The 26,581-nt window shown below is 69.4% G+C and carries 21 protein-coding genes; 11 read left to right on the top strand and 10 right to left on the bottom strand.

The genetic code is table 11. The features are described from left to right. Positions 1–352 precede the first annotated feature (352 nt). The 3 genes from QNJ30_09360 to QNJ30_09350 all read left to right on the top strand — a co-directional run bounded on the left by QNJ30_09360 (position 353) and on the right by QNJ30_09350 (position 4,705). On the top strand, positions 353–1,393 hold the full coding sequence (locus QNJ30_09360) for a putative 2-aminoethylphosphonate ABC transporter substrate-binding protein (protein MDJ0943661.1): 1,041 nt from the start codon (positions 353–355) through the stop codon (positions 1,391–1,393). Positions 1,394–1,515: 122 nt separating this feature from the next. Continuing rightward, on the top strand, positions 1,516–2,631 hold the full coding sequence (locus QNJ30_09355) for a putative 2-aminoethylphosphonate ABC transporter ATP-binding protein (GenBank protein ID MDJ0943660.1): 1,116 nt from the start codon (positions 1,516–1,518) through the stop codon (positions 2,629–2,631). Further along, positions 2,624–4,705, top strand: coding sequence for a putative 2-aminoethylphosphonate ABC transporter permease subunit (locus QNJ30_09350; protein MDJ0943659.1), 2,082 nt, complete (start codon positions 2,624–2,626; stop codon positions 4,703–4,705). The genes QNJ30_09355 and QNJ30_09350 overlap by 8 nt, the downstream gene beginning before the upstream one ends. Here the strand turns inward: QNJ30_09350 and QNJ30_09345 are convergent. After that, a complete protein-coding gene (locus QNJ30_09345; GenBank protein MDJ0943658.1) occupies positions 4,702–5,571 on the bottom strand; it encodes a LysR substrate-binding domain-containing protein in 870 nt (289 codons plus the stop codon). The genes QNJ30_09350 and QNJ30_09345 overlap by 4 nt on opposite strands. A gap of 99 nt (positions 5,572–5,670) precedes the next feature. On the opposite strand from QNJ30_09345, the gene QNJ30_09340 reads away from it, so the two are divergent. Then, positions 5,671–6,837, top strand: coding sequence for a 2-aminoethylphosphonate--pyruvate transaminase (locus tag QNJ30_09340; protein ID MDJ0943657.1), 1,167 nt, complete (start codon positions 5,671–5,673; stop codon positions 6,835–6,837). Between the two features lie 2 nt (positions 6,838–6,839). Continuing rightward, positions 6,840–7,682, top strand: coding sequence for a phosphonoacetaldehyde hydrolase (locus QNJ30_09335; GenBank protein MDJ0943656.1), 843 nt, complete (start codon positions 6,840–6,842; stop codon positions 7,680–7,682). A gap of 6 nt (positions 7,683–7,688) precedes the next feature. Here QNJ30_09335 and QNJ30_09330 read toward each other — a convergent pair whose 3' ends face one another. The 3 genes from QNJ30_09330 to QNJ30_09320 are packed head-to-tail and all read right to left on the bottom strand — an operon-like array spanning position 7,689 to position 9,789. After that, on the bottom strand, positions 7,689–8,489 hold the full coding sequence (locus tag QNJ30_09330) for a metal ABC transporter permease (GenBank protein MDJ0943655.1): 801 nt from the start codon (positions 8,487–8,489) through the stop codon (positions 7,689–7,691). A gap of 2 nt (positions 8,490–8,491) precedes the next feature. Further along, on the bottom strand, positions 8,492–9,292 hold the full coding sequence (znuC, locus tag QNJ30_09325; protein MDJ0943654.1) for a zinc ABC transporter ATP-binding protein ZnuC: 801 nt from the start codon (positions 9,290–9,292) through the stop codon (positions 8,492–8,494). Further along, positions 9,292–9,789 (bottom strand): Fur family transcriptional regulator, encoded by a 498-nt coding sequence (locus QNJ30_09320; protein ID MDJ0943653.1) that lies wholly within the window; start codon positions 9,787–9,789, stop codon positions 9,292–9,294. The genes znuC and QNJ30_09320 overlap by 1 nt, the downstream gene beginning before the upstream one ends. A gap of 136 nt (positions 9,790–9,925) precedes the next feature. On the opposite strand from QNJ30_09320, the gene QNJ30_09315 reads away from it, so the two are divergent. Beyond that, the gene (locus QNJ30_09315) at positions 9,926–10,984 is read left to right on the top strand and encodes a zinc ABC transporter substrate-binding protein (GenBank protein MDJ0943652.1); all 1,059 of its coding nucleotides are present in this window, start codon (positions 9,926–9,928) and stop codon (positions 10,982–10,984) included. A gap of 185 nt (positions 10,985–11,169) precedes the next feature. Here QNJ30_09315 and QNJ30_09310 read toward each other — a convergent pair whose 3' ends face one another. Further along, positions 11,170–12,267, bottom strand: a complete 1,098-nt coding sequence (locus tag QNJ30_09310) for a cyclase family protein (protein MDJ0943651.1) — start codon at positions 12,265–12,267, stop codon at positions 11,170–11,172. Between the two features lie 232 nt (positions 12,268–12,499). Here QNJ30_09310 and QNJ30_09305 point away from each other — a divergent pair, with 232 nt between their 5' ends. Beyond that, positions 12,500–13,390, top strand: coding sequence for a tyrosine-protein phosphatase (locus tag QNJ30_09305; protein ID MDJ0943650.1), 891 nt, complete (start codon positions 12,500–12,502; stop codon positions 13,388–13,390). A 37-nt stretch (positions 13,391–13,427) separates the two neighbouring features. Here QNJ30_09305 and QNJ30_09300 read toward each other — a convergent pair whose 3' ends face one another. The 4 genes from QNJ30_09300 to pdeM all read right to left on the bottom strand — a co-directional run bounded on the left by QNJ30_09300 (position 13,428) and on the right by pdeM (position 19,202). Then, on the bottom strand, positions 13,428–14,534 hold the full coding sequence (locus QNJ30_09300) for a hypothetical protein (GenBank protein MDJ0943649.1): 1,107 nt from the start codon (positions 14,532–14,534) through the stop codon (positions 13,428–13,430). 275 nt (positions 14,535–14,809) lie between these two features. Continuing rightward, positions 14,810–16,804 (bottom strand): PhoX family phosphatase, encoded by a 1,995-nt coding sequence (locus QNJ30_09295; GenBank protein ID MDJ0943648.1) that lies wholly within the window; start codon positions 16,802–16,804, stop codon positions 14,810–14,812. Between the two features lie 142 nt (positions 16,805–16,946). Next, positions 16,947–18,398, bottom strand: coding sequence for a deoxyribodipyrimidine photo-lyase (locus QNJ30_09290; GenBank protein MDJ0943647.1), 1,452 nt, complete (start codon positions 18,396–18,398; stop codon positions 16,947–16,949). Positions 18,399–18,458: 60 nt separating this feature from the next. Beyond that, positions 18,459–19,202 carry a ligase-associated DNA damage response endonuclease PdeM gene (gene pdeM / locus QNJ30_09285; GenBank protein MDJ0943646.1) on the bottom strand — a complete coding sequence of 248 codons (744 nt, stop codon included), beginning with the start codon at positions 19,200–19,202 and terminating at the stop codon, positions 18,459–18,461. 62 nt (positions 19,203–19,264) lie between these two features. Here pdeM and QNJ30_09280 point away from each other — a divergent pair, with 62 nt between their 5' ends. After that, positions 19,265–20,737, top strand: coding sequence for a hypothetical protein (locus QNJ30_09280; GenBank protein MDJ0943645.1), 1,473 nt, complete (start codon positions 19,265–19,267; stop codon positions 20,735–20,737). Here the strand turns inward: QNJ30_09280 and QNJ30_09275 are convergent. Next, complete coding sequence (locus tag QNJ30_09275) at positions 20,734–23,202, bottom strand: ligase-associated DNA damage response DEXH box helicase (GenBank protein ID MDJ0943644.1); 2,469 nt, start codon at positions 23,200–23,202, stop codon at positions 20,734–20,736. The genes QNJ30_09280 and QNJ30_09275 overlap by 4 nt on opposite strands. 79 nt (positions 23,203–23,281) lie before the next feature. On the opposite strand from QNJ30_09275, the gene QNJ30_09270 reads away from it, so the two are divergent. The 3 genes from QNJ30_09270 to QNJ30_09260 all read left to right on the top strand — a co-directional run bounded on the left by QNJ30_09270 (position 23,282) and on the right by QNJ30_09260 (position 26,580). Continuing rightward, complete coding sequence (locus QNJ30_09270; GenBank protein ID MDJ0943643.1) at positions 23,282–24,598, top strand: complex I NDUFA9 subunit family protein; 1,317 nt, start codon at positions 23,282–23,284, stop codon at positions 24,596–24,598. Further along, entirely contained in the window at positions 24,595–25,056 is a 462-nt protein-coding gene (locus QNJ30_09265) for a DUF2269 domain-containing protein (protein MDJ0943642.1), read from the top strand. The genes QNJ30_09270 and QNJ30_09265 overlap by 4 nt, the downstream gene beginning before the upstream one ends. A gap of 63 nt (positions 25,057–25,119) precedes the next feature. Then, a complete protein-coding gene (locus QNJ30_09260) occupies positions 25,120–26,580 on the top strand; it encodes a nodulation protein NfeD (GenBank protein ID MDJ0943641.1) in 1,461 nt (486 codons plus the stop codon). Position 26,581: the final 1 nt, after the last annotated feature.

The raw sequence follows: 26,581 nt of genomic DNA, 5'->3' as shown, positions 1-26,581 counted from the left end.
TTGCCGTCCTCTGGGGGCGTCAGCGCCGCTCGCCGATGCGCCAGCATCGGCCGCGCGACGCTTCCTGCCCAGAGGACGGCAAAAGCGATCCTAGATATGACGAACTTAGGAACCACCACACTAGCCTCGGGACCGGCGCCGCTCCGGGACGGCGGACTACAACCCAGGCGGGTCTTGCTTGTCGTCTCGCTCTGGACTGAGCGCGTCGTCGCGAACACCCTATCGCTTGTCACAAAACCTCATTAGTCTCTTGGCATAAACAAGGCGCCGGGCGATCGCCCGGGCCGAACAAGGAAGGCGACGCCGGCGAGCGCAGCTTGCCCGGGTCGTCGCATTGCGGGGAGGAGACCATATGCCCAAGACCACCTTCGTCCGTGGCCTGCGCCACGGCGTCCTTGCCATGGCTGCAGCGGCCCTGGCGGCCGGGTCGGCTTTCGCCAAGACCGAGCTCACGGTCTACACGGCGGTCGAGGCCGAGGACCTCAAGCGCTACGCCGAGGCCTTCAACAAGGACCACCCGGACATCGAGATCAAGTGGGTCCGCGATTCCACCGGCATCGTCACCGCCAAGCTGCTGGCCGAGAAGGACAACCCCCAGGCCGACGTGATCTGGGGCCTCGCGGCGACCAGCCTGCTGCTGATGAAGGGCGAAGGCATGCTCGAGCCCTATGCGCCCAAGGGCCTGGCGGCCCTGGATCCCAAGTTCCGTGACAAGGACGATCCGCCCTATTGGACCGGCATGGACGCCTGGGTGGCCTCGGTCTGCGTCAACACCGTGGAGGCGGAGAAGAACAAGCTGCCCATGCCGGCCTCCTGGGAAGATCTGACCAAGCCGGTCTACAAGGGCCACGTCGCCATGCCCAACCCGAACTCCTCGGGCACCGGCTTCCTCGACGTCTCGAGCTGGCTGCAGATCTTCGGCGAGGAGGGCGGCTGGGACTTCATGGACCGCTTGCACCAGAACATCAGCCACTACACCCATTCCGGTTCCAAGCCCTGCAAGCAGGCGGCGGCCGGCGAAGTCCCGATCGGCGTCTCCTTCGCCTTCCGCGGCGCCAAGTCCAAGGCGGCCGGCGCGCCGCTCGAGATCATCGTGCCCAAGGAGGGAATCGGCTGGGACATGGAGGCGACCGCCATCGTCGCCGGCACCGACGACCTGGAGGCGGCCAAGGCCCTGGTCGACTGGTCGGTGACCGAGACCGCGAACAAGCTCTACAACGAGGGCTACGCCGTGGTCGCCATCCCGGGCCTGGCCAAGCCGGTCAAGTTCTTCCCGGAGGGCATCACCGAGGCGATGATCGAGAACGACTTCGAATGGGCGGCCCAGAACCGCAAGCGCATCTTGGGCGAGTGGCAGTCGCGCTACGATTCCAAGTCGGAGCCCAAGGGCTGAGTCCGGCCGGACGCGGAGGTGGCTGAGCGGTTCCGGCGACCCGACGGGCGGGTCGCCGGCCGCTCCTTGGTATCGGGCAGGAGCCACCGGCGGCAGCCTCGGGAAGCGGCGGAAGGAACCGGATGAGCGAGACCGCAGGCGGCCCTCGGCCAGAGGCCTCGGCCTATCTCAGGATCGACAGGCTGACCAAGGCCTTCGGCGCCTTCGTTGCGATCCGGGACGTCAGCCTCGACATCTTCGAGGGCGAATTCGTCTGCTTCCTCGGGCCTTCGGGCTGCGGCAAGACCACCTTGCTGCGGGCCATCGCCGGCCTCGACATCCAGTCGAGAGGCCGCGTCATCCAGGGTGGAGAGGACGTTTCGGCCCTGCCGCCCAACGAACGCGACTTCGGAATCGTCTTTCAGTCCTACGCGCTGTTTCCCAACCTCACCGTGGAACGCAACGTCGCCTATGGTCTGGAGAGCCGCAAGGCCGGACGGGGCGAGACCGCACGGCGGGTCGACGACCTGCTCGCGCTGGTCGGCCTGCCCGAGCAGAAGGACAAGTACCCGGCGCAGCTCTCCGGCGGGCAGCAGCAGCGCATCGCCCTGGCCCGCGCCCTGGCGACCTCGCCGGGGCTGCTCCTGCTCGACGAGCCGCTCTCGGCGCTGGACGCCAAGGTGCGCGCCCGCCTGCGCCACGAGATCAAGGCCCTGCAGCGCCGCCTCGGCGTGACCACGATCATGGTCACCCACGACCAGGAGGAGGCCCTGACCATGGCCGACCGGATCGTGGTCATGAACCACGGCGTGATCGAGCAGGTCGGCACGCCGGACGAGATCTACCGCGAGCCGGCCACGGCCTTCGTCGCCGACTTCATCGGCACCATGAACTTCCTGCCCGGACGGGCCGAGGCGCCGGGACGGGTCCGCCTGGGCGATTTGGCCCTGGCCTGCGAGGCCCGGGGCCTGGACGCCGGCGAGGGCGTGACCCTGGCGATCCGCCCGGAGGACGTCGTCATCGAGGAGCCCGGCCGGGCGCAGGCCAACAGCTTCCGGGCCGAGATCGAGGAGCTGGAGTTCCTCGGCTCCTTCTACCGCGCCAGCTTGGCCGCGCCGGGACTGGGCGCCGCCGCTTTGCTCGCGGACCTCTCGCGCAACCTGGTACGGCGCCTGGGCGTGGACGCCGGCCAGACCATCACCGTCACCCTGCCGGTCGAGCGCATCCGGGTCTATCCCGAGGGCGCGGGCCGTGGCTGAGGCCGCAACCGCCGGGGCCGCGCCGGCCGAGGCGCCGCTGATCCGACCCAAGCTGGGGCGCGACGATTGGATCCTGCGCGGCTTCATGTTGGTCATCGGCCTTTACCTCGTGGTCGCGCTCGCCCTGCCGCTCTACTTCATGCTCTCGAAATCGGTGGCGACCTACAGCTTCCGGCTCGCCGGCTACGAGCTCCAGGTCGACAGCGGCGAGGGCTGGGGCGAGACCTTGAACGCCCTGGATCTTGCCCTGGCGCAGGGCCTGGTCGAGTCCGGCGCGCAGCGCGCCGCGGCCGACGAGAGGCTCTCGCCGGCCAAGCTCTTTCCGGACTTCAGTTTCCGATCCAAGACACGCTACCGCCTGCGCAACATCGAAATGAGCGAGGGCGGCTTCCTGGTGCGCGGCAAGCCCGTGACCACCTCGGAGTGGCACGAATTCTCCAGCAACGATTTCCGCCGGGTCGCCCTGCGGCCGGCCCCCGGCGTCGGCCTGGACAACTACCTGGAGTACTTCTCGACGCCGGCGCTGTTCCGCTCGATCTTCAACAGCCTCGAGATCGCACTGATCAGCACCGTCATCACGGTCACCCTGGCCTTTGTCTTCGCCTATGCCCTGACCCGCAGCTGCATGGCCTTCCGTCCGGCTTTCCGGGTGATCGCCATGATCCCGATCCTGGTGCCCTCGCTGCTGCCGGGCATCGCCTTGGTCTATCTCTTCGGCGCGCAGAGCATGGTCCTCAAGGTCCTCGAGGCCCTGCTCGGCGCCGAGGCGGTGGCACCGCTCTGGGCCTGGCTGCGGGACGGCGCCTACGGTCCATCGGCGATCTACGGCCCGCTCGGGATCGTCATCTCCGAGGTCTTCTTCACCTTTCCTCATGCCCTGATCATCATCGTGACCGCGCTCTCGATCGCCGACGCGCGGCTCTACGAGGCCGCGGTGGCCCTGCGCGCCCGCCCGGCGCGGATCTTCCTCACGGTCACCCTGCCGGGCGCGCGCTATGGGCTAATCAGCGCCGCCTTCGTCGTCTTCACCCTGGTCATCACCGACTTCGGCGCGCCCAAGGTGATCGGCGGCCAGTTCAACGTCCTGGCGGTCGACGTCTACAAGCAGGTCATCGGCCAGCAGAACTTCGAGATGGGCGCGGTGGTCAGCATGATCCTCCTGATCCCGGCGGTCGCGGCCTTCGTCGTCGACCGCATGGTGCAGAAGCGCCAGGTCGCCTTGCTGTCGGCGCGCGCCGTCGCCTACCGGCCGCAGCCGAACCGCCGCTTCGACGCCGTGATGCTGGCCTACAGCCTGGCGGTCGCGCTCTTCATGTTCGGCATCCTGGCGGTCTGCCAGTACGCGGCGCTGATCAAGTTCTGGCCCTACGACCTCTCGCTCGGGCTCGCCAACTACGACTTCGACGTCATGGACGGCGGCGGCTGGGCGTCCTACGGCAACTCGATCCGCATGGCGCTCTATTCGGCCTTCCTCGGCACACTGGTGGTCTTCCTCGGCGCCTACATGGTCGAGAAGGCCCGGCGCATGCAACTCGGCCGGGCCGGGTTCCAGTTTCTCGCCATGATGCCGATGGCGGTGCCGGGAATGGTGCTGGGGCTGGCCTACATCTTCTTCTTCAACGACCCGGCCAACCCCCTAAACTTCCTCTATGGCACCATGGGAATCCTGGTGATCTGCACGGTCACCCACTTCTACACCGTGGCGCATCTGACCGCGGTCACCGCGCTGAAGCAGATGGACCCCGAGTTCGAGTCCGTCTCTGCCTCCCTCAAGCAACCGGTCACCAGGGTCTTCGCGCGGGTCACGGTGCCGGTCTGTGCGCCGGCGATCCTGGATATCTGGATCTATCTCTTCGTCAACGCCATGACCACGGTCTCGGCCGTGGTCTTCCTCTACAGCCCCGACACGACCCTGGCCTCGGTCGCGGTGCTCAACATGGACGACGCCGGCGACATCGCGCCGGCCGCGGCCATGGGCATGATGATCTTCTACACCAACGCCGCGGTCCGCCTGCTGCACGCCGCCGCCTCGCGCGGCATCCACCGCCGCACCCAGGCCTGGCGGGCGCGCTAACCGGGGGCGGAGTCCGCCAGGACCTCGAAGAAGGCGGCGACCGCCCGGTCTTCGCGCTTGGCCTTCAGGCAGACGGCGTACTCGGTGGCCTGCACCGCGCCGCCCCGAATCTCCAGCTTGTGCAGGCGGTCGTCGTGACCGAACTCGCTCTCGGCGACCACGCCGACCCCGAGCCCCGCGGCCGCGGCCTCGCGGACCGCCTCCCGGCTGCCGATCTCCAGGGTCTCGCTCGGCCGGACCCGGGCCCGCCTCAGGGCGCGCTCCAAGATCGCACGGGTGGTCGAGCCGACCTCGCGCAGCAGCAGCCGTTCCTCGGCGAGGTCGCGCAGGTGGACGCTGCGCCGTCGCGCCCAGGGATGGCCGCGCTCGACGAAGACCACCAGGCGGTCGCGCCGAAAGGCCTGGGCGTGAAGCCGCGGCTCCTTGGCGACGTCGGGCAGGATCGCGACGTCGTTGCGGCCTTCGACCAGGCTGCGAAGCACCTCCTGGGAGTTGCCGAAGGCGACCGCCAGGTCGATCCCGGGAAAGCGCCGCTGCAGCGCCGCCATCAGGGGCAGGACCAGGAAGGGCGCGTCGGCGCCGATCCGCAGCCGGCCCCGGGTCAGGGCCCGGGCCCCGGACAGCAGCTGCTCGGCCTCGGCCTCGAGGCCGAAGATCTGCCGGGTGATCGTCAGCAGGCGGCCGCCGAGCTCGGTGGTCGCCACCCCGCGACCGCGGCGTTCGAAGAGCTTCACCCCGAAGCCCTGCTCCAGGTCCTTGACCTGGCCCGACAGGGTCGGCTGGGTGACGTGGAGCCGTTCGGCGGCGCGGGTGAAGCTGCCGGCGCTGGCGACCCCGTGGAAGGCGCGCAACTGCAGGAAATTCATAGTTTAAACCTATATTATATATCAAGAATATCGATTGGACTGATGCTACCCTGGGTCGCTATAAGTCACAAGGTGCTTCCCTTAAAGAAAGGTGCGGCCATGCCGACCTCCACCGCCTCGGGCTCGCCGACCGGCGATCCCTGGTTGCTGACCCCTGGGCCGCTGACCACCTCGCCGACGGTCAAGGAAGCCATGCTCCACGACCTGGGTTCGCGCGACCACGGCTTCATCGAGATCAACCGGTGGATCCGCGAGCGCCTGGTCGCGATCGCCGGCGGCGTGGGCAGCCACGTCTGCGTGCCCCTGCAGGGCAGCGGGACCTTCGCGGTCGAGGCCATGCTTGGCAACTTCGTGCCCCAGGACGGCAAGGTGCTGATCGTCATGAACGGCGCCTACGGCCAGCGCATGGCGAAGATCTGCAAGTACCACCGCCGGGTCATGCGGATCCTCGAGACGCCGGAGGACCGGCCCAACGATCCCGCGGCGATCGACCGGGCCCTGACCGAGGACCGCGAGATCACCCACGTCGCGGCCGTCCATTGCGAGACGACCTCGGGCATCCTCAACCCCATCGAGGCCATCGCCGAGGTGACCGCAGGGCACGGGCGCGGGCTGCTGATCGACGCGATGAGCGCCTTCGGCGCGCTGCCGCTGAACGCCCGGGAGGTCCCCTTCGACGCCCTGGTCGCCTCCAGCAACAAGTGCCTGGAGGGCGCGCCGGGCCTCGGCTTCTGCATCGCGCGGCGCAGCGCCCTGGAGGCCAGCGAGGACAACTCGCCCTCGCTGAGCCTCGATCTCCATGACCAGTGGCAGGCCATGGAGAAGAACGGCCAGTGGCGCTTCACGCCGCCGACCCACGTGATCCTGGCCTTCGATCAGGCCCTGAAGGAGTTCGAGGCCGAGGGCGGCGTCGAGGGCCGCGGCGCCCGCTACCGCGAGAACTGCAGGCTCCTGGTCGAGGGCATGCGGGCGCTCGGCTTCGAGACCCTGCTGCCGGACGAGCTGCAGGCGCCGATCATCGTCACCTTCCGGATGCCGGTCGATCCGCGCTTCGATTTCGAGACCTTCTACGATGCTCTGCGCGAACGCGGCTATGTGATCTATCCGGGCAAGCTGACCGTGGCCCCCAGCTTCCGCATCGGCTGCATCGGCCGGCTGGGCAGCGACGAGATCCGCGGCGCCCTGGCCGCGGTCGAGGCGACCCTGGACGAGATGGGCGTCACCGACTGCAGCCCCTACCGGCCGCTCGGACGGACGGGAAGCTAGCGGTGAGCCAGATCTTCGATTTCGGCTACCGGCGCAGCTATCAAGGCAGCGTCCAGGCGGTGATCTTCGACTGGGCCGGAACCATTGTCGACTTCGGCTGCGTCGCGCCGGCGGTGGTCTTCGTCGAGGTCTTCAAGGACCGCCAGGTGCCGATTTCCATGGCCGAGGCCCGGGCGCCCATGGGCGCCCCCAAGAAGGATCACATCCGCGCCATCACCCTGATGGACTCTGTGCGCCGCCGCTGGCAGGAGGCGCATGGCCGGCCGCCGGGCGAGGCCGACGTCGAGGCGATGTACGCGGACTTCGTGCCGCGGCAGATCGCCTGCCTCTCGACCTACTCGGCGCTGATCCCGGGCACGCTGGAGCTGGTCGCCGAGCTGCGCCGGCGGGAGGTCAAGATCGGCACCAACACCGGCTACTCGACCGAGATGGCGGCGGTGAACCTGGCCGACACCAAGGCCCAGGGCTTCGAGCCCGATTCCTGCGTGACCGCTTCGGACGTCCCGGCGGGCCGGCCCTATCCCTTCATGTGCCTCAAGAACGCGATCGAGCTCGGGGTCGATTGCGTTGCGGCCTGCGTCAAGGTCGACGACACGCTCCCCGGAATCGAAGAGGGCCTGAACGCCGGCATGTGGAGCATCGGCGTCTCGGTCTCCGGCAACGAGGTCGGTCTGACCCTGGAGGAATGGCAGGCGCTGCCCGAGGCCGAACAGGCCACGAAGCGCAGCCAGGCACACCGCCGCCTGGCGCAGGCCGGCGCCCACTACGTGGTCGACGACGTCTCCCGGGTCCTGCCCTGCATCGACGACATCGGCCAACGCCTCGCTCGCGGCGAGCGGCCGTAAGCTGGCTCAGGCCTGCCTGCGCCTGAGCAGCCGCGACAGGGCGAGAGCGGCCGCAAAGAGAACCGTTGTCGCGACCACGATCGAGGGGCCGGCCGGCGTGTCGGCTTCCAGCGAGCCCCAGAGTCCCAGCCAGACCGACAGGACGCCGGCGAGCGCGGCGATCGCCGCCATCTGCTCCGGCGTGCGGGCGAAGCAACGCGCCGTCGCCGCCGGGATGATCAGCATCGAGATGATCAGCAGGATGCCGACGATCTTCATCGCGATGGCGATGACGATGGCGACGGTCAGCATCAGGGCCAGGCGCAGCTGAACCACCGGCAGGCCCTCGGCCCGGGCCAGCTCCTCGTGCAGGGTCGCCGTTAGCAGCGGGCGCCAGATCGCGGCCAGGACACCCAGCGCCAGGATCCCACCGCCGTAGATCCACAGCAGGTCGCTTCGGGAGACCGCCAGGATGTCGCCGAAAAGGTAGCCCATCAAGTCCACGCGCAGGGTCTCGAAGAAGCTCAGCACGACCAGGCCGAGGGCCAGGCCGGCGTGGGCCAGGATCCCCAGCAGGGTATCGCTGGGCAGCGCCTGCTGCCGCTCCAGCAGGACCAGCAGCAGCGCGAGCAGGATCGCAGCGGCCGCGATCCCCAGAGTCGGATCGATGCCGAGCAGGAAGCCCAGGGCCACGCCGAGCAGGGCGGAGTGGGCCAGGCTGGCACCGAAGTAGGCCATGCGGCGCCAGACGATGAAGCAGCCCAGGGGGCCCGCGACCAGGGCGACGCCGATTCCGCCGAGGACGGCGCGCAGCAGGAAGTCGTCCAGCATCAGGGGTCCGCTCGGCCCGGCTTGCGGTCCTCGACCACGGCGCCGGAGATGTCGTGCTGGTGGTCGTGGGCATGGGTGTAGACCGCCAGACCCTCGGCGCCCCGCGGCCCGAAGAGGGCGAGGTACTCGGGATGCCGGCTCACCGCCTCGGGCGCGCCGGTGCAGCAGACGTGATGGTTGAGGCAGATCACCCGGTCAGTACCGGCCATGACCAGGTGCAGGTCGTGGGAGACCATCAGGATGCCGCAACGGCGCTCGTCCCGGACGCCGCCGATCAGCTCGAAGAGCGCCAGTTGGCCGTTGAAGTCCACCCCCTGGAGCGGCTCGTCGAGCACCAGCAGGTCGGGGTCGCGCAGCAGGGCGCGGGCCAGGAGAAGGCGCTGGGTCTCGCCGCCCGAGAGGCTCTGGATGGGCTGATCGATCAGGTAGCCGGCCCCCACTTCCGCCAGGACCCGGTGCAGCGCGTCCTCCGGCTGCCGCCGCGGCAGCGCGAGAAAGCGTCGGGCGGTCATGGGCAGGGCCGGGTCGATGTGCAGACGCTGCGGCACGTAGCCGGTGGTGAGTCCGGGGCCGCGCCGGACCTCTCCGCCCTGCGGCTTCAGCAGGCCAAGGATCACCCGCACCAGGGTCGTCTTGCCGGAGCCGTTGGGGCCGATCAGGGTGACGATCTCGCCCCGGTGGACCGCGAGGTCGACACCGGAAAGAACGGTGGTGCGGCCGAAGGCGACGTCGATGCCCTGGGCCGTGACCAGGGCCGGTCCCTCGTTCCTCGACGGCGGGTGCGGCGCGGTCGCGGTCATCACGCCGAGCCTCGGCACCGCGCGCAGAGGCCGCGCAGCTCGACGGTCTTGTCCTTGACCAGAAAGCCCAGGCTGCCGGCGGAGCGGGCGAGGGCACGGTTGATCGCCGGATCCTGCAGCTCCGCGGCGGCGCCGCAGTCCTGGCAGATTAGGAACTGGCTGGTGTGGGCCTCCGCCGGATCGGCGCAGCCGACGAAGGCATTGAGGCTCTCGATCCTGTGGATGAGACCCTGCTCCAGCAGGAAGTCCAAGGCCCGATATACCGTCGGCGGCGCAGCCCCCTCATGTTCCTGGCTCAGCCGGCGCAGGACGTCGTAGGCGCCGATCGGGGCATGGCTGGTCCAGACCAGCTCCAGCACCCGGCGCCGCAGCTTGGTCAGCCGGACGCCGCGCCGGGCGCAGAGCGCGTCCGCGGTCTCGAGCGCATCGGCAATGCAGCGCTCGTGATCGTGGCCCTGATCGGCCTGGCGACGTGGTGGCCCGTTTTTCCTGACCATGATGATCGTCTCGCCCACCTTATCGAAACCGGCCAAGCCTATTGAAAACAAAAATGAAATACTATAACAAATGATCAAGCGGTCAGGCCGCGTCAGGGCTGTCCGAAATGAGCTTGTCGTAATAGGGAGAAGCGCGATGGCGATGGAAAGGGCGGGCGCAGGTGCCTTGGGACTCGCAGTGCTGCTCGGCTTGGCAGGACCGGCTCGGTCGGAGGCGCCCGAGGTCGTGGTCACCATCAAGCCTGTTCACAGCCTCGTCGCCTCGGTGATGGGGGATGTCGGCGCGCCAAGCCTGCTGTTGAAGGGCGCGGCGTCTCCGCACAGCTACAGCCTCAGGCCGTCCGATGCCAAGGCCTTGAACCGGGCGAAGCTGATCTTTTGGGTCGGCGAGGGCATGGAGACCTTCCTGGTCGAGCCGCTGGACGCCCTGTCAGGACAGGCAAGGCTCGTCGAGATCGCGGCATTGCCCGATATTGAGCTTCTGGAGGCGCGAGAAGGCGGTGCTTGGGAGGTCCATGCGCACGAGGACCACGCCGAGGCCGACCATCACGACGAGAGTCACGGGCACGCCGAGAGTCACGAGCACGCCGAGAGTCACGAGCACGCCGAGAAGGCGCACGCCGACGAAGAGAAGGCCCACGAGCACGCTGAGCACGCGGGTCATGCGGAACACGACAAGAACCTTCACCTTTGGCTGGACCCGCACAACGCCGAGGTCATCGTCAAGGCGACGGTGAAAGCCCTGGGCGATGCCGATCCGGCCAATGCGGAGCGCTACCAAGCCAATGGCAAGGCGACTCTTGCCGAACTGGAAGCATTGGACGGCGAGTTGCGAAGGGATCTGTCGGCGGTCAAGGACACGCCCTTCGTGGTGTTCCACGACGCTTACCACTACTTCGAAGCTCACTACGGCCTGACGGCGGTGGGATCGATTTCGGTTGACGAAGGCCGGACGCCCGGCGCCAAGCGCCTCCGCGAAGTGCGCGAAAAGATCGTCCAGACCGGTGCCCGCTGCGTCTTTTCCGAGCCGCAGTTCGCGCCTGCCCTGGTCTCTACGGTCATCGAGGGCACGTCGGCCCGAACGGCGGTTCTGGATCCGCTGGGCGCCGAACTGGCCGCGGGACCGGCGGCCTATGGCCAGATCATGCGGGGGCTGGCCGCCTCTCTAACCAAGTGCTTGGGGCCGCAGTCTTAGGCGGCGGGCTAAGCGCGCGTCACGATCCACCAGGCCGCGTCTGATCGGGTTGGTCTGGTGGGCCAGCCCCGCGCGGCCGACCAGGAGGCGCAGGGGACCTGGCGCCCCTAGTCTCCGGCCTTTCCCGCATGGGGCAAGGCAGGCGGCCCACCGCTGCGGCGGCAGGCCGCCCGCCCGCCTGAACCTCAGGCCACCGCGATGGGGTTGCCCGGCGAGCCGGTCGCGCCCTTGATGGGCACCGGCGAGAAGATATAGGCGAACTGCCACTGCTCCTCGGCGGCCAGCTGCTCGAGGTTGAGGTTCTCGTGCAGATAGATGCCGCGCCTGGTGATCAGCTCCTGATGCACCGGGAAGGCCAGGTTGCTGTCCGGGTTCGGCACCACCTCGACCGGCCAGGTGTCCGAGCCGACCAGGACCACGTCCTTTTCGCCCAGCCAGAGCCCGGCCTCGACGCCGATCCCGGGGGCGCCGCCGTTGTAGGTCGCGTTGTCCTTGATCCAGTGGTCGCTCCAGCCGGTGCGGATCACCACGACGTCGCCCGCCGTGACGTCCGAACCGCTCAGGCCCTGCTTGTCCAGGGCGGCCTCGATGTCGGCGACCGAGATTTCCGTGCCGGCGGCCAGGGTCTGGCCCTTCAGGCCCTTGACGTCGATCAAGATGCCGCGCGAGAAGATCGGCTTGACCTGCTCGATCCCGAGCTTCTGCAGGCCGTAGGCGCCGGCCATGTCCGACATGCTGAAGCCGTTGTAGAAGCGCCTTTCTCCTTGGTTGCCGTCTTCGCCGACCTGGACGCCGATGTGCCCCAGGCCGTCGAACTGGGTCCCGACCTGGCCGATCTCGGTCGCCAGGAACTCGTCGTTCCAGATGATCTTGTTGTTGCCGAAGACGCCGCCGGTCGGCGATCCGGGGATCCGGACCGCGAAGGCGCGGCTGCCGAAGAGCGGCATCTCGGGCTCGTAGACCTGGCCGAGGGAATAGACCTTGCCGGTCTTGATCAGGGCCGTGGCGGCCATGACCTTCTCCGGCGTGATGTGGTTGGAGGCCCCGGCCTGGTCCTCGGCGCCCCACTTCGAGGGCCACCACTTGGGGCCGATCGGCGTCTCGGCGGCGGCGACCTGGACCGTCCCCGGCGTCGCGGCCCCGCCGGCCAGCGCCGGACGGACCGACGCCAGCTCGTGCGCGACGAAGCCGGCGCCCGCGGCCGCGGCGCCGGCGGACAAGAGGAACCGGCGGCGGTCCGGATGGCTCGGCTTGCGGTCCCTGGAGTGTTTGCTGTCGCTCATTGTCCTTGATCCTCCCGTGTTGTCTGGTCTTGCTTCCAGGTACTAGGCTCTGAAAGGCTACTGCAAAGCCGGGGAACGCCCTAGCGGCAACTGCCGAAATCGCATCGCCGTCGGCTTGCCGCGCAATCAATGCCTTCCATCCGGTGGCGCAAGTATTATCTTTGGCTTACTGCCGCGCCAGATCCGGATCCCCAGAGACAAGATGCGAAGCCCGCCGTTTCTCAGAAAGCTCATGCTTTCCGTCACCGCCTTCCTGGTGGGTTGCAGCGCCTCGTCCCGGCATCCGAACCACGTGCCGATGATCGGCGCTTCGAATTTCCGCGACGTCGGCGGCTACGCCACTTCGGATGGCCGTCGGGTCAAGAAGGGCGTGCTCTACCGCTCCGACGACTTGTCCAGCCTGACCCGCGAAGACCTCTCGACCCTGAGCGCTCTCGGACTTTCGCGGGTCTACGACCTGCGCAGCGACGTGGAGCGGGACGACAAGCCCAACCGCCTGCCGAACGGCATCCCGGACGCCGACCGGACCGGGGGCGCGAGCGAGCGGGATATCACGCCGGTCCGGGCGATATCGCCGGCCGAGGTGGAGGTGGTCGAGATCCCGGTTTACTACGCGCCGCTGGACCGGGCGGTGTCCCGGCGCAAGATCGTCAACGGCGAGGTCGAGCCGGGCGAGTTCCACCGCTTGCTGGTCGAGCAGAACCGGGCCTTCGCACGCGACTACCGCGCGCAGTGGGCCACGGTCATCAGGCGCCTGACCGAGCCGGAGTCGACCCCCTCGCTGATCCACTGCGCCGAAGGCAAGGACCGGACCGGCTTCGCCGTCGCCATGGTCCTCCTGGCGGTCGGCGTGCCGGAAGAGACGGTGATCGAGGACTACCTCCTGAGCAACGCCTTCCTGGACCAGCGGGCGAGCTTCCTGTCCAGCCTCGCCGCGGTCGGCTCCAGATTCAGGACCCCGGCGTCCGAGGTCCGGCCCCTGCTCGAGGTCCGGCGCGAGTACCTGGAGACCGGCCTGGCGACGATCAAGGAAGACTACGGCAGCTACGAAGCCTATATCCGAGACGGTCTTCAGATCGACGAAGAGACCCTCGACAAGCTCAAGGCCACGCTTCTGGAGTGACGGCAGGGGAGCCGCGCTTCGGCCCGCGGAGTGGCGGTCAGAAGACCGGAATCTCGCCGCTGTCGACGCTTTCGAGCAAGTCCTGGATCCGCGCCCAGACGCCGTCGATCTCGAACCTGGCGAGCCCGATCTGGAGCGTGCTGCCGCGCAGCCGGGTGCCCTCGTTCGGCGAGAGGTTCGGGCCGAGGCTGACCGGGACGAAGATGCCGCGTTCGTCCCTTTCCATCTCGGCGACGACGCCGAGCACCTCGAGGTCCTCGCGCCGGAGCCGCCTTAGCCGCTCGACGTACTTGCCGCGCAGCCCCGGGACCCGGATCACGTTCCAGTTCTCGGCGAAGAACTTGTAGAGGAAGGGCTGAAAGGCGATCCCGTTGTCGATCGAGAAGACCTGGCGGCGCGCGTCGTCCTTCGAGACCAGGAAGTTGCTTTCCCGGGCGTCCTTGTGGTCGATGAGGTAGGTCATCAGGTTGAAGTTCGCCATGTAGTGGGCGTAGACCGGCTCGGTGACGAAGCGGTCCTGCTCGTAGAGCGCCTTGGCCATGGTCACGTCGTCGAGCCAGAGGGCCAGGACGCCCAGCACGCAGTCGCTGCCCGCCACGCTGGGCCGCAGGGCCCCCTTCTTGCGGGCGTAGCGCGCCATCGGCTCGCAGTGAAGCACCGTCGTCGGCACCACGAAATCCTCGGGCTCCAGGAACAGCTTCTGGATCTCGTAGGCTGCGATCTCCTTACGCGGGGTGTTGTTCACCGCCTCCAGGTCGTTCGGCGGCACCGCCTTCCACTTGAAGCTGATCGGCCGGTCGAGCGCCGTGAAGTACAGGGTGACCCGGCTCGGCCCGCTGCCGCCGTACTTGGTCCTCTCGATCTCGGCCAGCTCGAAGTCTCCGCTGACCAGGGTTTCGCCCAGCAGGGTCTCCATACGCGCCGGCGGGTAGGGCCAATTGGGGAATCCGTCCGCGGTCTCGGGAAGTGCGGCCTCGGAGAAGGCGAGCGGCGGACGCTCGACGGGCGCGAAGCTGCCGCAGCCGCTCAGGGCGAGCAGGCTGGCGGCGGCCAGCAGGACGAGCGGCGCGGTCCCGGTCAGCCGGTCCGGGACCCCTTCGTCGGCTGTCGCCCGCCGATGCTCTCTGCCCCGGCAGTGTTCCAAGACTCTTCGCTCCGGCCTCCACTCGCCCCTTTGTGCTGACGCCTCCGGGTCTGCCCGGCAAGGCCGGGCAAGCTCCGATGCGGCGGTATCCGGTATTGTATCCGGATCGCGGCCGTCGCGTCTGTACTTCACGCGAAGGATCCGCCGTCCCCGGAGACAGGGGCGCGCGATCGAGTCTGTGCAGCGCCGCCCGAGGGACCGGCGTGGGCCGGCGCCTCGGGCGAAGGGCAGAAACGGCGTCCGGCGGGCCCGGAACAGACCCGCCGCGCGTGCCGCTAGCTTGCGATCGGGCCGCCGTCGTCCTTGGTCACGACGACGACGGAGGGCCGCGGCGGCACGCCGTCCTTGAAGTCGGGCCAGCGGGTGGCCGCGTCGTCGAAGGTCGAGCGCCGCTCGAAACCGGGGAAGTCCTTGGTGCCGTCGCTGGCCGGATGCTGGACCGCGAGGAACAGGGTCTTGTCGTCCGGCGTGAAGGTCGGCCCGCAAAGCTCGGCGCCGATTGGGACCCGGAAGAACATCTTGCTGTAGCCGCGGGTGTCGCCCTCCGTCTCGATGCCGAAGAGGCCGTCGGCGGTGCCCGATTTGCTCCAGGCGCTGCCCTGATCGGTGGAGATCCAGAGCCGGCCCTGGCTGTCGAAGGCGCAGTTGTCGGGGGCCGCGAACCAGCCGTGCTTCGAGGTCTTGGGGTTCCAGGTCGCGCCGATCTCGGCCACCGAAGGATCGCCGCACTTGACCAGGAAGTCCCAGGAGAACTTCTCCGCGGCGTGGTCGTTGCCCGGCGCGGTCAGCTCGATGATGTGGCCGAAGAGGTTCTCGGCCCGCGGGTTGGCGGCGTTGACCTGTTCCGCCTTGCGCTTGGAGTTGTTGGTCAACATCACGTAGACCTTGCCGCTCTTCGGATTGGGCTGCACGTCCTCGGGCCGGTCCATGGGCGTCGCGCCCAGCAGGTCCGCCGCGCGGCGGGTCTCGATCGCGACGTCGGCCTGGGACTTGAAGCCGTTCTCGGCGGTCAGCGGCCCCTTGCCGTGAACCAGGGGCAGCCAGGTCATGCTGCCGTCGTCCTCGAAGCGGGCGACGTAGAGCGTGCCCTTGTCCAGCAGGTCGCGGTTGGCCGCGCGGTTGGCGGGGTCGTAGCGGCCTTCGGTGACGAACTTGTAGAGGTAGTCGAAGCGCTGGTCGTCGCCGGAGTAGAGCACGACGCGGCCGTCGCCGTTGACGATGGGCTCCGCGCCCTCGTGCTTGAAGCGGCCGAGGGCCGTGCGCTTGACCGGCGGCGCGCTCGGGTCGAGCGGGTCGACCTCGACCACCCAGCCGAAGTGGTTGGCGGCTCTGGGGTCCTTCTCCAGGTTGAAGCGATCGACGTATTTACCCCAGGCGTACCACTGCCCGGGCACGCCGTAGCGCTCGTAATTGGCCTTCTCGGGGTTGCCGGCGATGTCGCCCCAGAAGTAGCCGTGGAAGTTCTCCTCGGCCATGAGGTAGGTGCCCCAGGGGGTCATGCCGCCGGCGCAGTTGTTCAGGGTGCCGATGGTGTCGCTGCCGCTCGGGAACTGGACGGTCTGCATCCGGGGATGGCCGGCCGCGGGACCGGAGATCTTCGTCGCGGTGTCGTAAGGCGAGATCCGACGGTTGTACTTGCTGTCCAGGACCACCTGCCACTTGCCGCCGGCCTTGCTGACCTCGATCACCGAGCCGCCGTGGGCGGCCATCTCGACCTCGACCATCTCCTTGGTCATGTCGGCGAACTGCAGGTCCCGATCCTGACGCTCGATGCCCGGGAACATCAGCTCTTCGTTGGTGTACTCGTGGTTGACGCAGAGCAGTCCGCGGTCGGAGGCATTGGAGCCGGCCGGCAGCGGAAGGAAGCCGATGAAGTCGTTGTTGTAGCCGAACTGCTTCAGCTGAGCGGCGGCGGTCTGGTTGCGGGGGTCGAAGGCCGGCGCGTCCGGGAAGATCGGGTCGCCCCAGCGGATCAGGATATCGGCGCTATAGCCTGGCGCGACATGGTGGGTCTCGTCGACGCCGTGCTCGATCTCGGTGAACTTGAACTTGCCGCCGTCCGCCCTGGCCGGGCGGCCGCCGAAGGCGATGGGGCCGGCGATCGCGCCCATGGCGGTCACGGCCAAGCTGCCGCGCAGCACCTCGCGGCGGTTGAAGCGGCGCTGGACGACCTCGCCGAAGGTCGCGTTGGTCGTCGGGTTGACCGCGATGTCCTCTGACGTCTCGTAGGTCAGCTCCGAACTCGAAGGATTTGGGTCTCTCTTGCGCATGTTGTCCTCTCCTGCAGACTGAGTCGGCCTTGCGGATTTTTGGAAAAGGGGAAGACCGATCTTTGCGGTCATCTCAGACCGCCCAGACCGCGATCGCAATCTAAATCTTCTCTGTGACAGGCGGGTTACGCAATAGATCGGTTCACGCCCCTGCTTTGATCGTCTCCAGCGCAGCCAGGGCGCGCTGCCGGGCCGCCGCGTGGTCGACGATCGGCCAGGGATAGGTCTCGCCCAGGCGCACCCCGGCGGCGGCGAGGGTCCCGGCCTCGGCCTCCCAGGGCGCGTGGATCGCCGCCGCCGGCAGCTTGGCCAGCTCCGGCAGCCAGCGGCGCAGATAGCCGCCCTCGGGATCGAACTTCCGGCTCTGGGTCACCGGGTTGAAGATCCGGAAAAAGGGTGCGGCGTCGGCGCCGCTGCCGGCGACCCATTGCCAGCTCGCCGAATTGCTGGCGAGGTCGGCGTCGACCAGGGTGTCCCAGAACCAGTCCTCGCCGCGACGCCAGTGAATCAGCAGGTGCTTGATCAGGAAGGAGGCGGCGACCATGCGCACCCGGTTGTGCATCCAGCCGGTCGCCCAAAGCTCGCGCAGGCCGGCGTCGACCAAAGGATAGCCGGTCCGGCCCCGGGTCCAGGCCCGGTAGGCGGCCTCGTCCTCGCGCCAGGGGAAGGCGTCGAAGCTCGGCTTCCAGTTCCGCTCGGGCAGCTCCGGCCAGTGGTAGAGCAGGTGGTAGGAGAACTCGCGCCAGCCCAGTTCGCGCAGGAAGGCCTCGCTGGCGGCCGGCCCGGGGCCACCGGCCGCGGCCCGGTGCCGGGTCGCGTGCCAGACCTGCCGCGGCGAGATCTCGCCCCAGTGCAGGTGCGGCGAGAGCCGCGAGGTGCCGGGGCTGTCCGGCAGGTCGCGCTGCTCCCGGTAGCCGCCGACCGCGTCGTCCAGGAAGGCTGCGAGGCGGGCCTGGGCGCCCGCTTCGCCCGGCGTCCAGCGATCGCGCAGGCCGCCGGCCCAGTCCGGCGCACTGGGCAGCAGCGACCAGTCCCTGAGGGCCTCGCCCCTGGCCTCGATGCCGCCCGGCAGAGCTTCAGGTGGGGGCAGAGGCGCCGACGGCGCCGGCCGGCCGAGCAGGTGTCGCCAGAAGGGCGTGAAGACCTTGAAAGGCCCGCCCGACTTGGTCTGCGGAACCCAGGGCTCGAAGAGCAGGGCGGCGTTGCCGCTCTCGGCGACCAGCCCGCGCTCCTGGAGCGCCGACTTGATTCGTGTGTCGCGGGCGATGGCGAAGGGCTCGTAGCAGCGGTTCCAGAAGACCGCGCCCGCGCCGACCTCGGCCGCCAGCTCCGGCACGACCCGCTCGGCCGGCCCCTGGCGCAGCACCAGCGGCCGGCCCAGGGCCTCGAGGTCGGCCGCGAGCGCGGCCAGGCTGTGGTGCAGCCACCAGCGTCCGGCGCCGCCCGGCGCCCAGCGGCCCGGGGTCTCGTCGTCCAGCACGTAGACCGGCAGGACCGGCGCGCCGCGGGCCAGGGCCGCGGCCAGCGCGGGGCTGTCGGAGAGCCGAAGGTCCTGACGGAACCAGAGGATGCTGGGAGCACTGTCGCTGATCATCGCGGGGGCAGCCTTCGATCGGGAGTCTGCGTCTTGCTACGTTGCCGGGGCGCCGAGCGATCAGGGCTCGGCCGGAGACGTCAGGGCCGTGCCGGGAAAGGCGAAGATCCGGTCCCGGCCGAGCAGGTGGGCGACGAAGCCCTCCGCGAAGAGCCGGGTGATCGCCGGGCTGCCGACGTCGAGGCCGCCGGTCAAGGCGCCGAAGGCCGGCAGGATCAGCCGGCGCCCGTCGGTGACGAAGCAGCGCGCGGTCAGGCGCCGCGCCCGGACCCGGACCGAGGCCTTGGGATGGAAGTGGCCGGAGACCTCGCCCGCGGTCGGGCCCTCGGGCAGCGCCTCGTGGCGGAATACCAGCGGACCCAGGGTCAGGTCCTGCGCGACCCGGCCGCCCCAGTCGGCTGGCGGTGCCGGGTCGTGGTTGCCGCAGATCCACACCCAGTCGCGGTCCCGGGTCAGGGCTTCGATCCTGGCCGCCGCCGCGCCGTCCAGGCGCTCGGCCGCGGCCGGGTCGTGAAAGGAGTCGCCCAGGCTCACCACCCGGGCCGGGCGAAGGCGCGCGACCAGGGCCTCGAGACCCCGCAAGGTGGCTGCGGTGTCGTAGGGGGGCAGAAGCTGCCCCCGCGACGCGAAGAACGAGGCCTTCTCCAGGTGAAGGTCGGAGACCACGAGGGTCTCCTGCGTTGGCCAGAAGAGCGCCCCCGAGACGTCGGCCTGCAGCTCGGCGCCGTTGACGCAGAGCCTTGCGCCTCCGGGGCGCCCTGGGTCCGCAGCGGGCCGCGGGTCATCGGAATGCGGGTTGGTCATGGCGTGCCGACGTGCATAGGATTCCAAAGACCCTTCGCGGTGGAACGACAGGGATGCGACGCATGCGGACGCCGGTCCTCATAGCACTCTTTCTGGGCGCGATCACTTCGCCCGTTCTCGGCCAGGAGCCGCAAGCCCCTCGTCCGGGTCCGCATTGGACGGCGGCCGATCTGCGGAACCTCCACGGTCCTTACAACGCGCGCGAGATGAGGATCCTGGTGTTGAAGTCCTCTGACCGCAGCCCGGCCGAGACCTCCAGCATCGCGACCCTGGGCCCGGACTACGTGTCGCTCGCGACCGAAGCCGGTCAGACCATCATCGATACCAAGCTCAAGCGGCTTCTGCAGGTCGACCGCAAGGCCGGGACCTTTCGCAACGATTCGCTCTTCGCGCCGGTCACCTTCATCCAATCGGAACTCCGCAACCGCAGCGTCCTGAGGAATGCGATGCAACGCTCCCAGTTCGGCACGGACTCGGTGCCCAAGCCGCTCCAGGTCTTCTGGACCGAATCCGAGCTGGGCGCGGAGACCAACCGGGAAGCGAAGCTCGATCTCGAGCAGATCGACCACAAAGACGGCTCCGTTTCGGTTCTCCACGCCGGCGAGATCGTTGCCGGCTGGAAGCCGTCGCGGTCCGAGTTGACGCTCGAGCAGGCGGCGGCCTTCGGGCTGCTCCTGCAGTACAACCTGAAGCTCCACCCCCGGATCCGGCGCGCCCTGATGCAGTCCGGGAAGCTCCCAGCCTTCATCAGGTACAAGCGCGCCCAAGGCAACGCCTTCTTCGAGGAGGAGTATCGCTTCCGGATCCTGCAGCAGCCGGCCGCCGCCTATCCCTTGGATGAAAAGCTCCGGCCCTTTCATCTGTCCGAGAAGAAGGACCCCTTCTATCGGGACCTGCTGCCGGTGATGATCGACGCCGTCTTCAGCCGGCATGTCGAGGGTCCGAAGAGCCTCGAAGACTACGTGCGGGAGGCGCGTGCGGCGGTCCGGCGCGACGCCCTCTTCGAAGCTTGGCTGACGCTGATGGAGGGCACGCTGCACTACCTGCCGAGGACCGCGTTCTGCAACGACGGCGATCCTGGCAGCGCGTCCTGCCTGGACGCCGAGGTCGTCCAGGACATGATCGGGCGCGACGATCGGATCCTCGTGCTGCGCGGCGCCCTGTCGCGCGAGCAGAGGACGCGGAACCCAGAGGCCACGGTCGAGACGCTGGTCCGGCTTTCGCGCAAGGGCGTGACCCGAGGCTATCTGCTCGACGTCTTCGCCGGCAACGCGCTGTCGGAGGCGCCCGAACTCGAAGCCAAGTTCGGGCTCGATCCGGCGCGCCTGATCGCCGAGGGGATCCGCAGGAACCCCTATGTGCCCAACTTCTACAAGGAGTTGGGCGACCACTATGCGCGCCGCAACGACCTGATCCGCGCCTTCGCCTGCTACGACCTGGGGCGCTCCCTGCCGAACCGCCAGGCCAACGACACGCTGGAGGAGATTTCGGCCATGGAGGCGGAGCTCGAGCGCCTCTTCCCCGATTTCTTCTAACTGGACAGCGGCAGCCGGGCCTGGTCGGCGCCCTCGGTGGCTTCGGTGATCAGGCCCCGGGCGCCCTCGTCCAGCAGCTCGTCGAAGGCGCTGCCGTAGACCTGCTCGCGGCCGATCTCCAGCAGGACCGGCACCGCCAGGGGCGAGACCTTCTCGAGATGGCGGTGCCGGATCCGGCCCTTGATCCGGCCCAGCATGTCGCCCAGGCGGCCGATATCGGTCAGCCCGCCGGCGGCGTCGGCCCAGGTCGCGCGCAGCAGCACGTGGTTCGGCTCGTACTTGCGCAGCACGTCGTAGATCAGGTCCGAGGAGATCGTGACCTGGCGCCGTGTCTTCTCCTGGCCGGGATGGCGGCGTTCGATCAGGCCGGCGATCACCGCGGCATTGCGGAAGGTCCGGCGCAGCAGGGAGGACTCGGCCATCCATTCCTCGAGGTCGTCGCCCAGCAGGTCTTCGCTGAAAAGGGCCGCCATGTCCTCCGCCGGGCGCAGGCTCCAGACCGCGATGACGTAGTCCGTGGCGACGAAGCCCAGGGGCGAGAGGCCGAGCCGCTCCATCCGCCGGGTCAGCAGCATGCCCAGCGTCTGGTGGGCGTTGCGCCCTTCGAAGCAGTAGGCCACCAGGTATTCGCGCTCGCCCCTCGGGAAGGTCTCCACCAGGAGCCCGTCGCGCGGCGGCATGACGGAGCGCCAGTGCTGCAGGCGCAGCCACTCGGCGACCGCCGGCGGCATGTCCCGCCAGGCCGCCGTCGCCTCCAGCAGCCCGCGGACCCGCTCGGCCAGGTGGGTCGAGAGCGGCAGGCGGCCGCCGCCGTAGGCCGGCACCTGGGGATCGCCCTTGCCGCCGCGGGCGACCTCGGCCCAGGTCTCGCGCAGGCCCAGGAAGGTCAGCAGCTCGCCGGCGAAGATGAAGGTGTCGCCGGCGGTCAGGCCGTTGACGAAGTACTCCTCGACCTCCCCCAGGCCGCGGCCGTTGCGCAGCTTGATCTTGATGGTCGGCGCCTCGACGATGGTCCCGACGTTCATCCGGTAGCGCTGGACGAAGCGCCGGTTGGCCAGGCGGTAGAGCCCGTCCGGCCCCCGGACCAGGCGGCGGAAGCGCTCGTAGGCCCTCAGCGCGTAACCCCCGGTGGCGACGAAGTCGAGCACGTCGTCAAAGTCCCGCCTTGTCAGCTCGCTGTAGGGTGGGGCGGTAACCGCCTGACGATAAGAAAGATCGGGATCGAGCGGCCCGGCGCAGGCGGTACCCAGGAGGTGCTGGGCCAGGACGTCGAGCCCGCCGCTGCGCGGCGGGTTGCCATCCAGGGTCATCTCGCGGACCCCGGCCAGGGCGGCCAGGCACTCCAGGTACTCGAAGCGGTTGCCGGGCACCAGCAGCGCCCGGCTCGGCCGGTCCAGGCGGTGGTTGGCGCGGCCGATCCGCTGCAGCAGGCGCGACACGCCCTTGGGCGCGCCGACCTGGACCACGAGGTCGACCGCGCCCCAGTCGATCCCCAGGTCGAGGGAGGAGGTCGCGACCACCGCGCGCAGCTCGCCCCGGGCCATGGCCGCCTCGACCTTGCGCCGGCGCTCGCGCTCCAGGCTGCCGTGGTGGATGCCGATCGGCAGGTTGTCGTCGTTGATCCGCCAGAGCTCGCGGAACACCAGCTCGGCCTGGGCCCGGGTGTTGACGAAGACGATGGCGGTGTCGACCGCCTTCAGGCGCTCGTAGATCTCTCCGACCGCGTGCAGGGCCATGTGGCCGGACCAGGGCAGGCGCTCGCGGGTCACCAGGATCTCGATCTCGGGGTCCGGACCGGGTGCCCCGCGGATCAGCCGTGCCGGCGTCGCGCTCTCCGGCGCGGTCACCCAGGCGCGCAGGGCCTCGGGATCGCGCACCGTGGCCGAGAGCCCGACCCGCCGGCAGTCCGGCGCCAGGGCCTGGAGCCGCGCCAGGCCCAGCGACAGCAGGTCGCCGCGCTTGTTGTCGGCCAGGGCGTGAAGCTCGTCGACGACCACGCAGCGCAGGCGTCCGAAGACCCGCGCCGCGTCGTGATAGGACAGCAGCAGGGCCAGGGATTCCGGCGTGGTCAGCAGGACCTGCGGCGGCCGCCGGCGCTGCCGCTGGCGCTTGGCCTGGGGTGTGTCGCCGGTCCGGGTCTCGCAGGCGATGTCGAGGCCCATCTCGGCGATCGGCTGGGTCAGGTTGCGGTGGATGTCGACGGTCAGCGCCTTGAGCGGCGAGATGTAGAGCGTGTGCAGCCCGGCCGTGGGCTCGGCCGCCAGCTCGACCAGGGAGGGCAGGAAGCCGGCCAGGGTCTTGCCGCCGCCGGTCGGCGCGATCAGCAGGGCCGAGGCGCCGTCGCGCGCCGCCGCCAGCATCTCGAGCTGATGCGCGTGTGGCGCCCAGCCGCGCGCCGCGAACCAGGACCCGAAGGTCTCCGGCAGCAGCTCGGCGGGCAGGGGCGCAGTCCGCGGCAGGTCCATGACTCCGACTATAGCGTTCCGGATCCGTTCTCCAAGCCGGATTAACCGCCGACTCGGCCGAACGTGCTAGAGAGGGGCCATGAAGGTTCTCGTCACGGGCGCGACCGGCTTCATCGGCCGCCATGTCGCGGCCTGCCTGATCGCGGCGGGCCACGAGGTGCTGATCGGCGCCCGGGACGGCCAGCGGGCCGACCGTATCTTTCCGGATCAGCGCTTTATCGCCTGCGACTTCACGCGGGATCTGAGCTCCGATGACTGGCGCCCGCGCCTGCAAGGCGTCGAGGCGCTGGTCAACTGCGTCGGCGTGCTGCAACCGCGACGGCGGGCGACCATGGAGGCGGTGCATCTGACGGCGACGGCGGCGCTCTTCGACGCCTGCGCGGCGTCCGGCGTCCGCCGCGTGATCCACGTCTCGGCCCTGGGCGTCGAGACCGGCATCGACCTGCACTACGCGACCAGCAAGCTGGCGGCGGATGCGCACCTCCAGGGTCTCGACCTGGAGTGGACGATCCTGCGGCCCTCGCTGGTCTACACGCCGGCGGGCTCCTACGGCGGCACCTCGCTGCTGCGCGCCCAGGCGGCGCTGCCCCTCTTCGTGCCCCTGCCCGGCAAGGGCGAGCAGCCCTTCCAGCCGGTCTTCATGGACGACCTGACCGAGGGCATCCGCCGCCTGCTGGAAGACGGCGTGGGCATCGGCGAGATCATCCCGGTGACCGGGCCGGAGCCGATCGCCATCCGCGAGGTCCTGTTCCGCCTCCGGCGCTGGCTCGGCCTCGGGCGGGCCTGGGCGTTGCGGATCCCGATGCCGGTGATGCGGCTCCTGGCCCGCCTCGGCGACCTGGTCGGCGGCGGCCCGCTGACCACGACGTCCCTGCGCATGATCGAGCAGGGCAACGCGGCCGCGCCGGACCGCTTCACGCTGGTCACCGGCATCGTGCCGCGCGGCTTCGACGAGGTCCTCGCCCAGCATCCGGCGCAGGTCCAGGACCGCTGGCACGCCCGGCTCTATGTCCTGCGGCCAGCCCTGCGGACGGTCCTGGGGCTCTACTGGATCGTCGGCGCCTCGGTGATGCTCTTCGGCGGCGGGCTCCACGTCGGCCGGGCGCTCTCCGGGGGCGACGCGGCGCCGGGCGGCGGCTTCGATCCCTGGCAGATCGTCTTCGGGCTGGCCTTGGCGTCAGGCCTGCTCCTGCTGCTGCGCTGGAAGGTCCGCCTGGTCCTGGCCTGGCAGCTCTGGGTGCTGGCGATCGCGCTGCTGTGGTGGGCGGCCTCGCTGGTCGGCTTGATGGTCGCGATCGGCTGGCAGCTCGTCTGGCCCAACCTCATGCTGTTTCTGGGATTCGCGCTGATCCTGCTTGCGACCCTGGTGGCCTGGGCCCTCGAGGACGACAAGTGAACGCCTACGACCTGGTCAAGACCCTGCACGTCCTCTCGGCGACCCTGATTTTCGGGACCGGCCTGGGGACGGCCTTCTACATGTGGCGCGGCCATCGCGCGGGCGACCTGCGGGCCCTGGCGGTGATCGCCCGCAACGTCGTCCTGGCCGACGGCATCTTCACCGCGCCGGCGATCGCCTTTCAGGCCGGCTCCGGCGCTTGGCTGATCTGGCAGGGCGGCTACGACCCCCTGGAGCCCTGGCTGCTCTGGGCCTACGGGCTCTTCCTTCTGGCCGGCGCCTGCTGGCTGCCGGTGGTCCGGCTGCAGCTGCGCATCCGGGACCTGGCCGTGGCCGCCGCCGAAGGCGGCGCCCTGCCGCAGCGCTATCACCGCTACCTGGCCCACTGGTTCCGCCTGGGCTGGCCGGCCTTCCTGGCCGTGGCCGTGATCTTCTATCTCATGGTCGCGAAGCCTTAGCCCAAAGGAAACAGTGGACTTTCAAAGGCTAAAAGCCGATTCTTGAAGGGCGAGGAACCGACGATGGTCGAACGCGCCCACAGGCTGACACTCTATCTGCTGCTGGTGGCTCTCGGCGCCCTGCTCTGGCTGCAGGCGCCGGCGGGGCGCGCCCAGGCGCCGGTGGTCGCGGTGCTGACCATCAAGGGCCCGATCGGACCCGCGGTCGCCGACTACGTCAGCCGCGGCATCGAGAAGTCGGTGGACCAGGGCGCGACCGCGATCGTCCTCAAGATGGACACGCCCGGCGGCCTCGACACCTCGATGCGCGAGATCATCAAGGACATCCTGGCGTCGCCCGTCCCGGTCATCGGCTACGTCGGGCCACGCGGCGCCCGGGCCGCCAGCGCCGGCACCTACATCCTCTACGCCAGTCACGTCGCGGCCATGGCGCCGGCGACCGAGCTGGGCGCGGCGACGCCGGTCCAGGTCGGTGGCGGCTTTCCCTTCGGCCGGCAGCCGGAACCGGAGGAGGACAAGGAGAAGCCGGCCGAAGAGAAAGGCGATGCGGAGACGGAGGAGGCTGCCGAGTCCGAGGAGGCTGCCGAGCCCGAGGAGGCCGACGCGCCCGAGAAGGAACCCGCCAAGGCCGCCAAGCCGACCATCGAGGACAAGGTCCTGCAGGACGCCATCGCCTACATCCGCAGCCTGGCCCAGCTGCGCAAGCGCAACGTCGAGTGGGCCGAGAAGGCGGTGCGCGAGGCGGCGACTCTGACCTCCCAGGACGCCCTGGAGGCGGGCGTGATCGACCTGGTCGCGACCGACGTCGAGGACCTGCTGGCCCGGGTCGACGGCCGCGAGATCGAGATGGACGACGGCACGGTCACCCTGGCGACCGCGGAGGTCGCGGTGGTCGAGATCGAGAAGGACTGGCGCGTCGAACTGCTGGAGATCATTACCAACCCAACGGTCGCCGTGATCCTCATGACCATCGGCTTCTACGGCATCGTGCTCGAGTTCTACACCGGTGCCGTCGTCTCCGGCGTGGTCGGGGCGATCTGCCTGCTGCTCGGGCTCTACGGCCTGCACGTCCTGCCGATCAACTACGCCGGCCTGGGACTGATCATCCTCGGCATGATCCTCCTGATCGCCGAGGCCTTCCTGCCCAGCTTCGGGATCCTCGGCTTCGGCGGGGTGATCGCCTTCGTCATCGGCTCGGTCATGCTGATCGACACCGACGTGCCCGGCTTCGGGGTCTCGCCCTACTTCATGGGCGCGGTGGCGCTGCTCGCCGGCGGCGGCACCCTGCTGATCGCGACCAAGATGTACGGCCTGCGCCGCCAGCCGGTGCGCACCGGCAGCGACGAGATGGTCGGCAGCCCGGGCAAGGTCATCGACTGGTCGGGCGACCGGGGCGAGGTCCGGGTCCAGGGCGAAGTCTGGCAGGCCCGCGCCGAGGGCGTCTTGGAGCCGGGCCGGGCGGTCCGGGTCACCGCCATGGAGGGCATGACCCTGGTGGTCGAGCCGCAGAGGGAAGGGAGCTAGC

It is taken from the genome of Kiloniellales bacterium, from assembly GCA_030066685.1.
Taxonomy (GTDB): Bacteria; Pseudomonadota; Alphaproteobacteria; order Kiloniellales; family JAKSBE01; genus JAKSBE01.
This window is presented reverse-complemented; position numbering and strand designations above follow the sequence as displayed.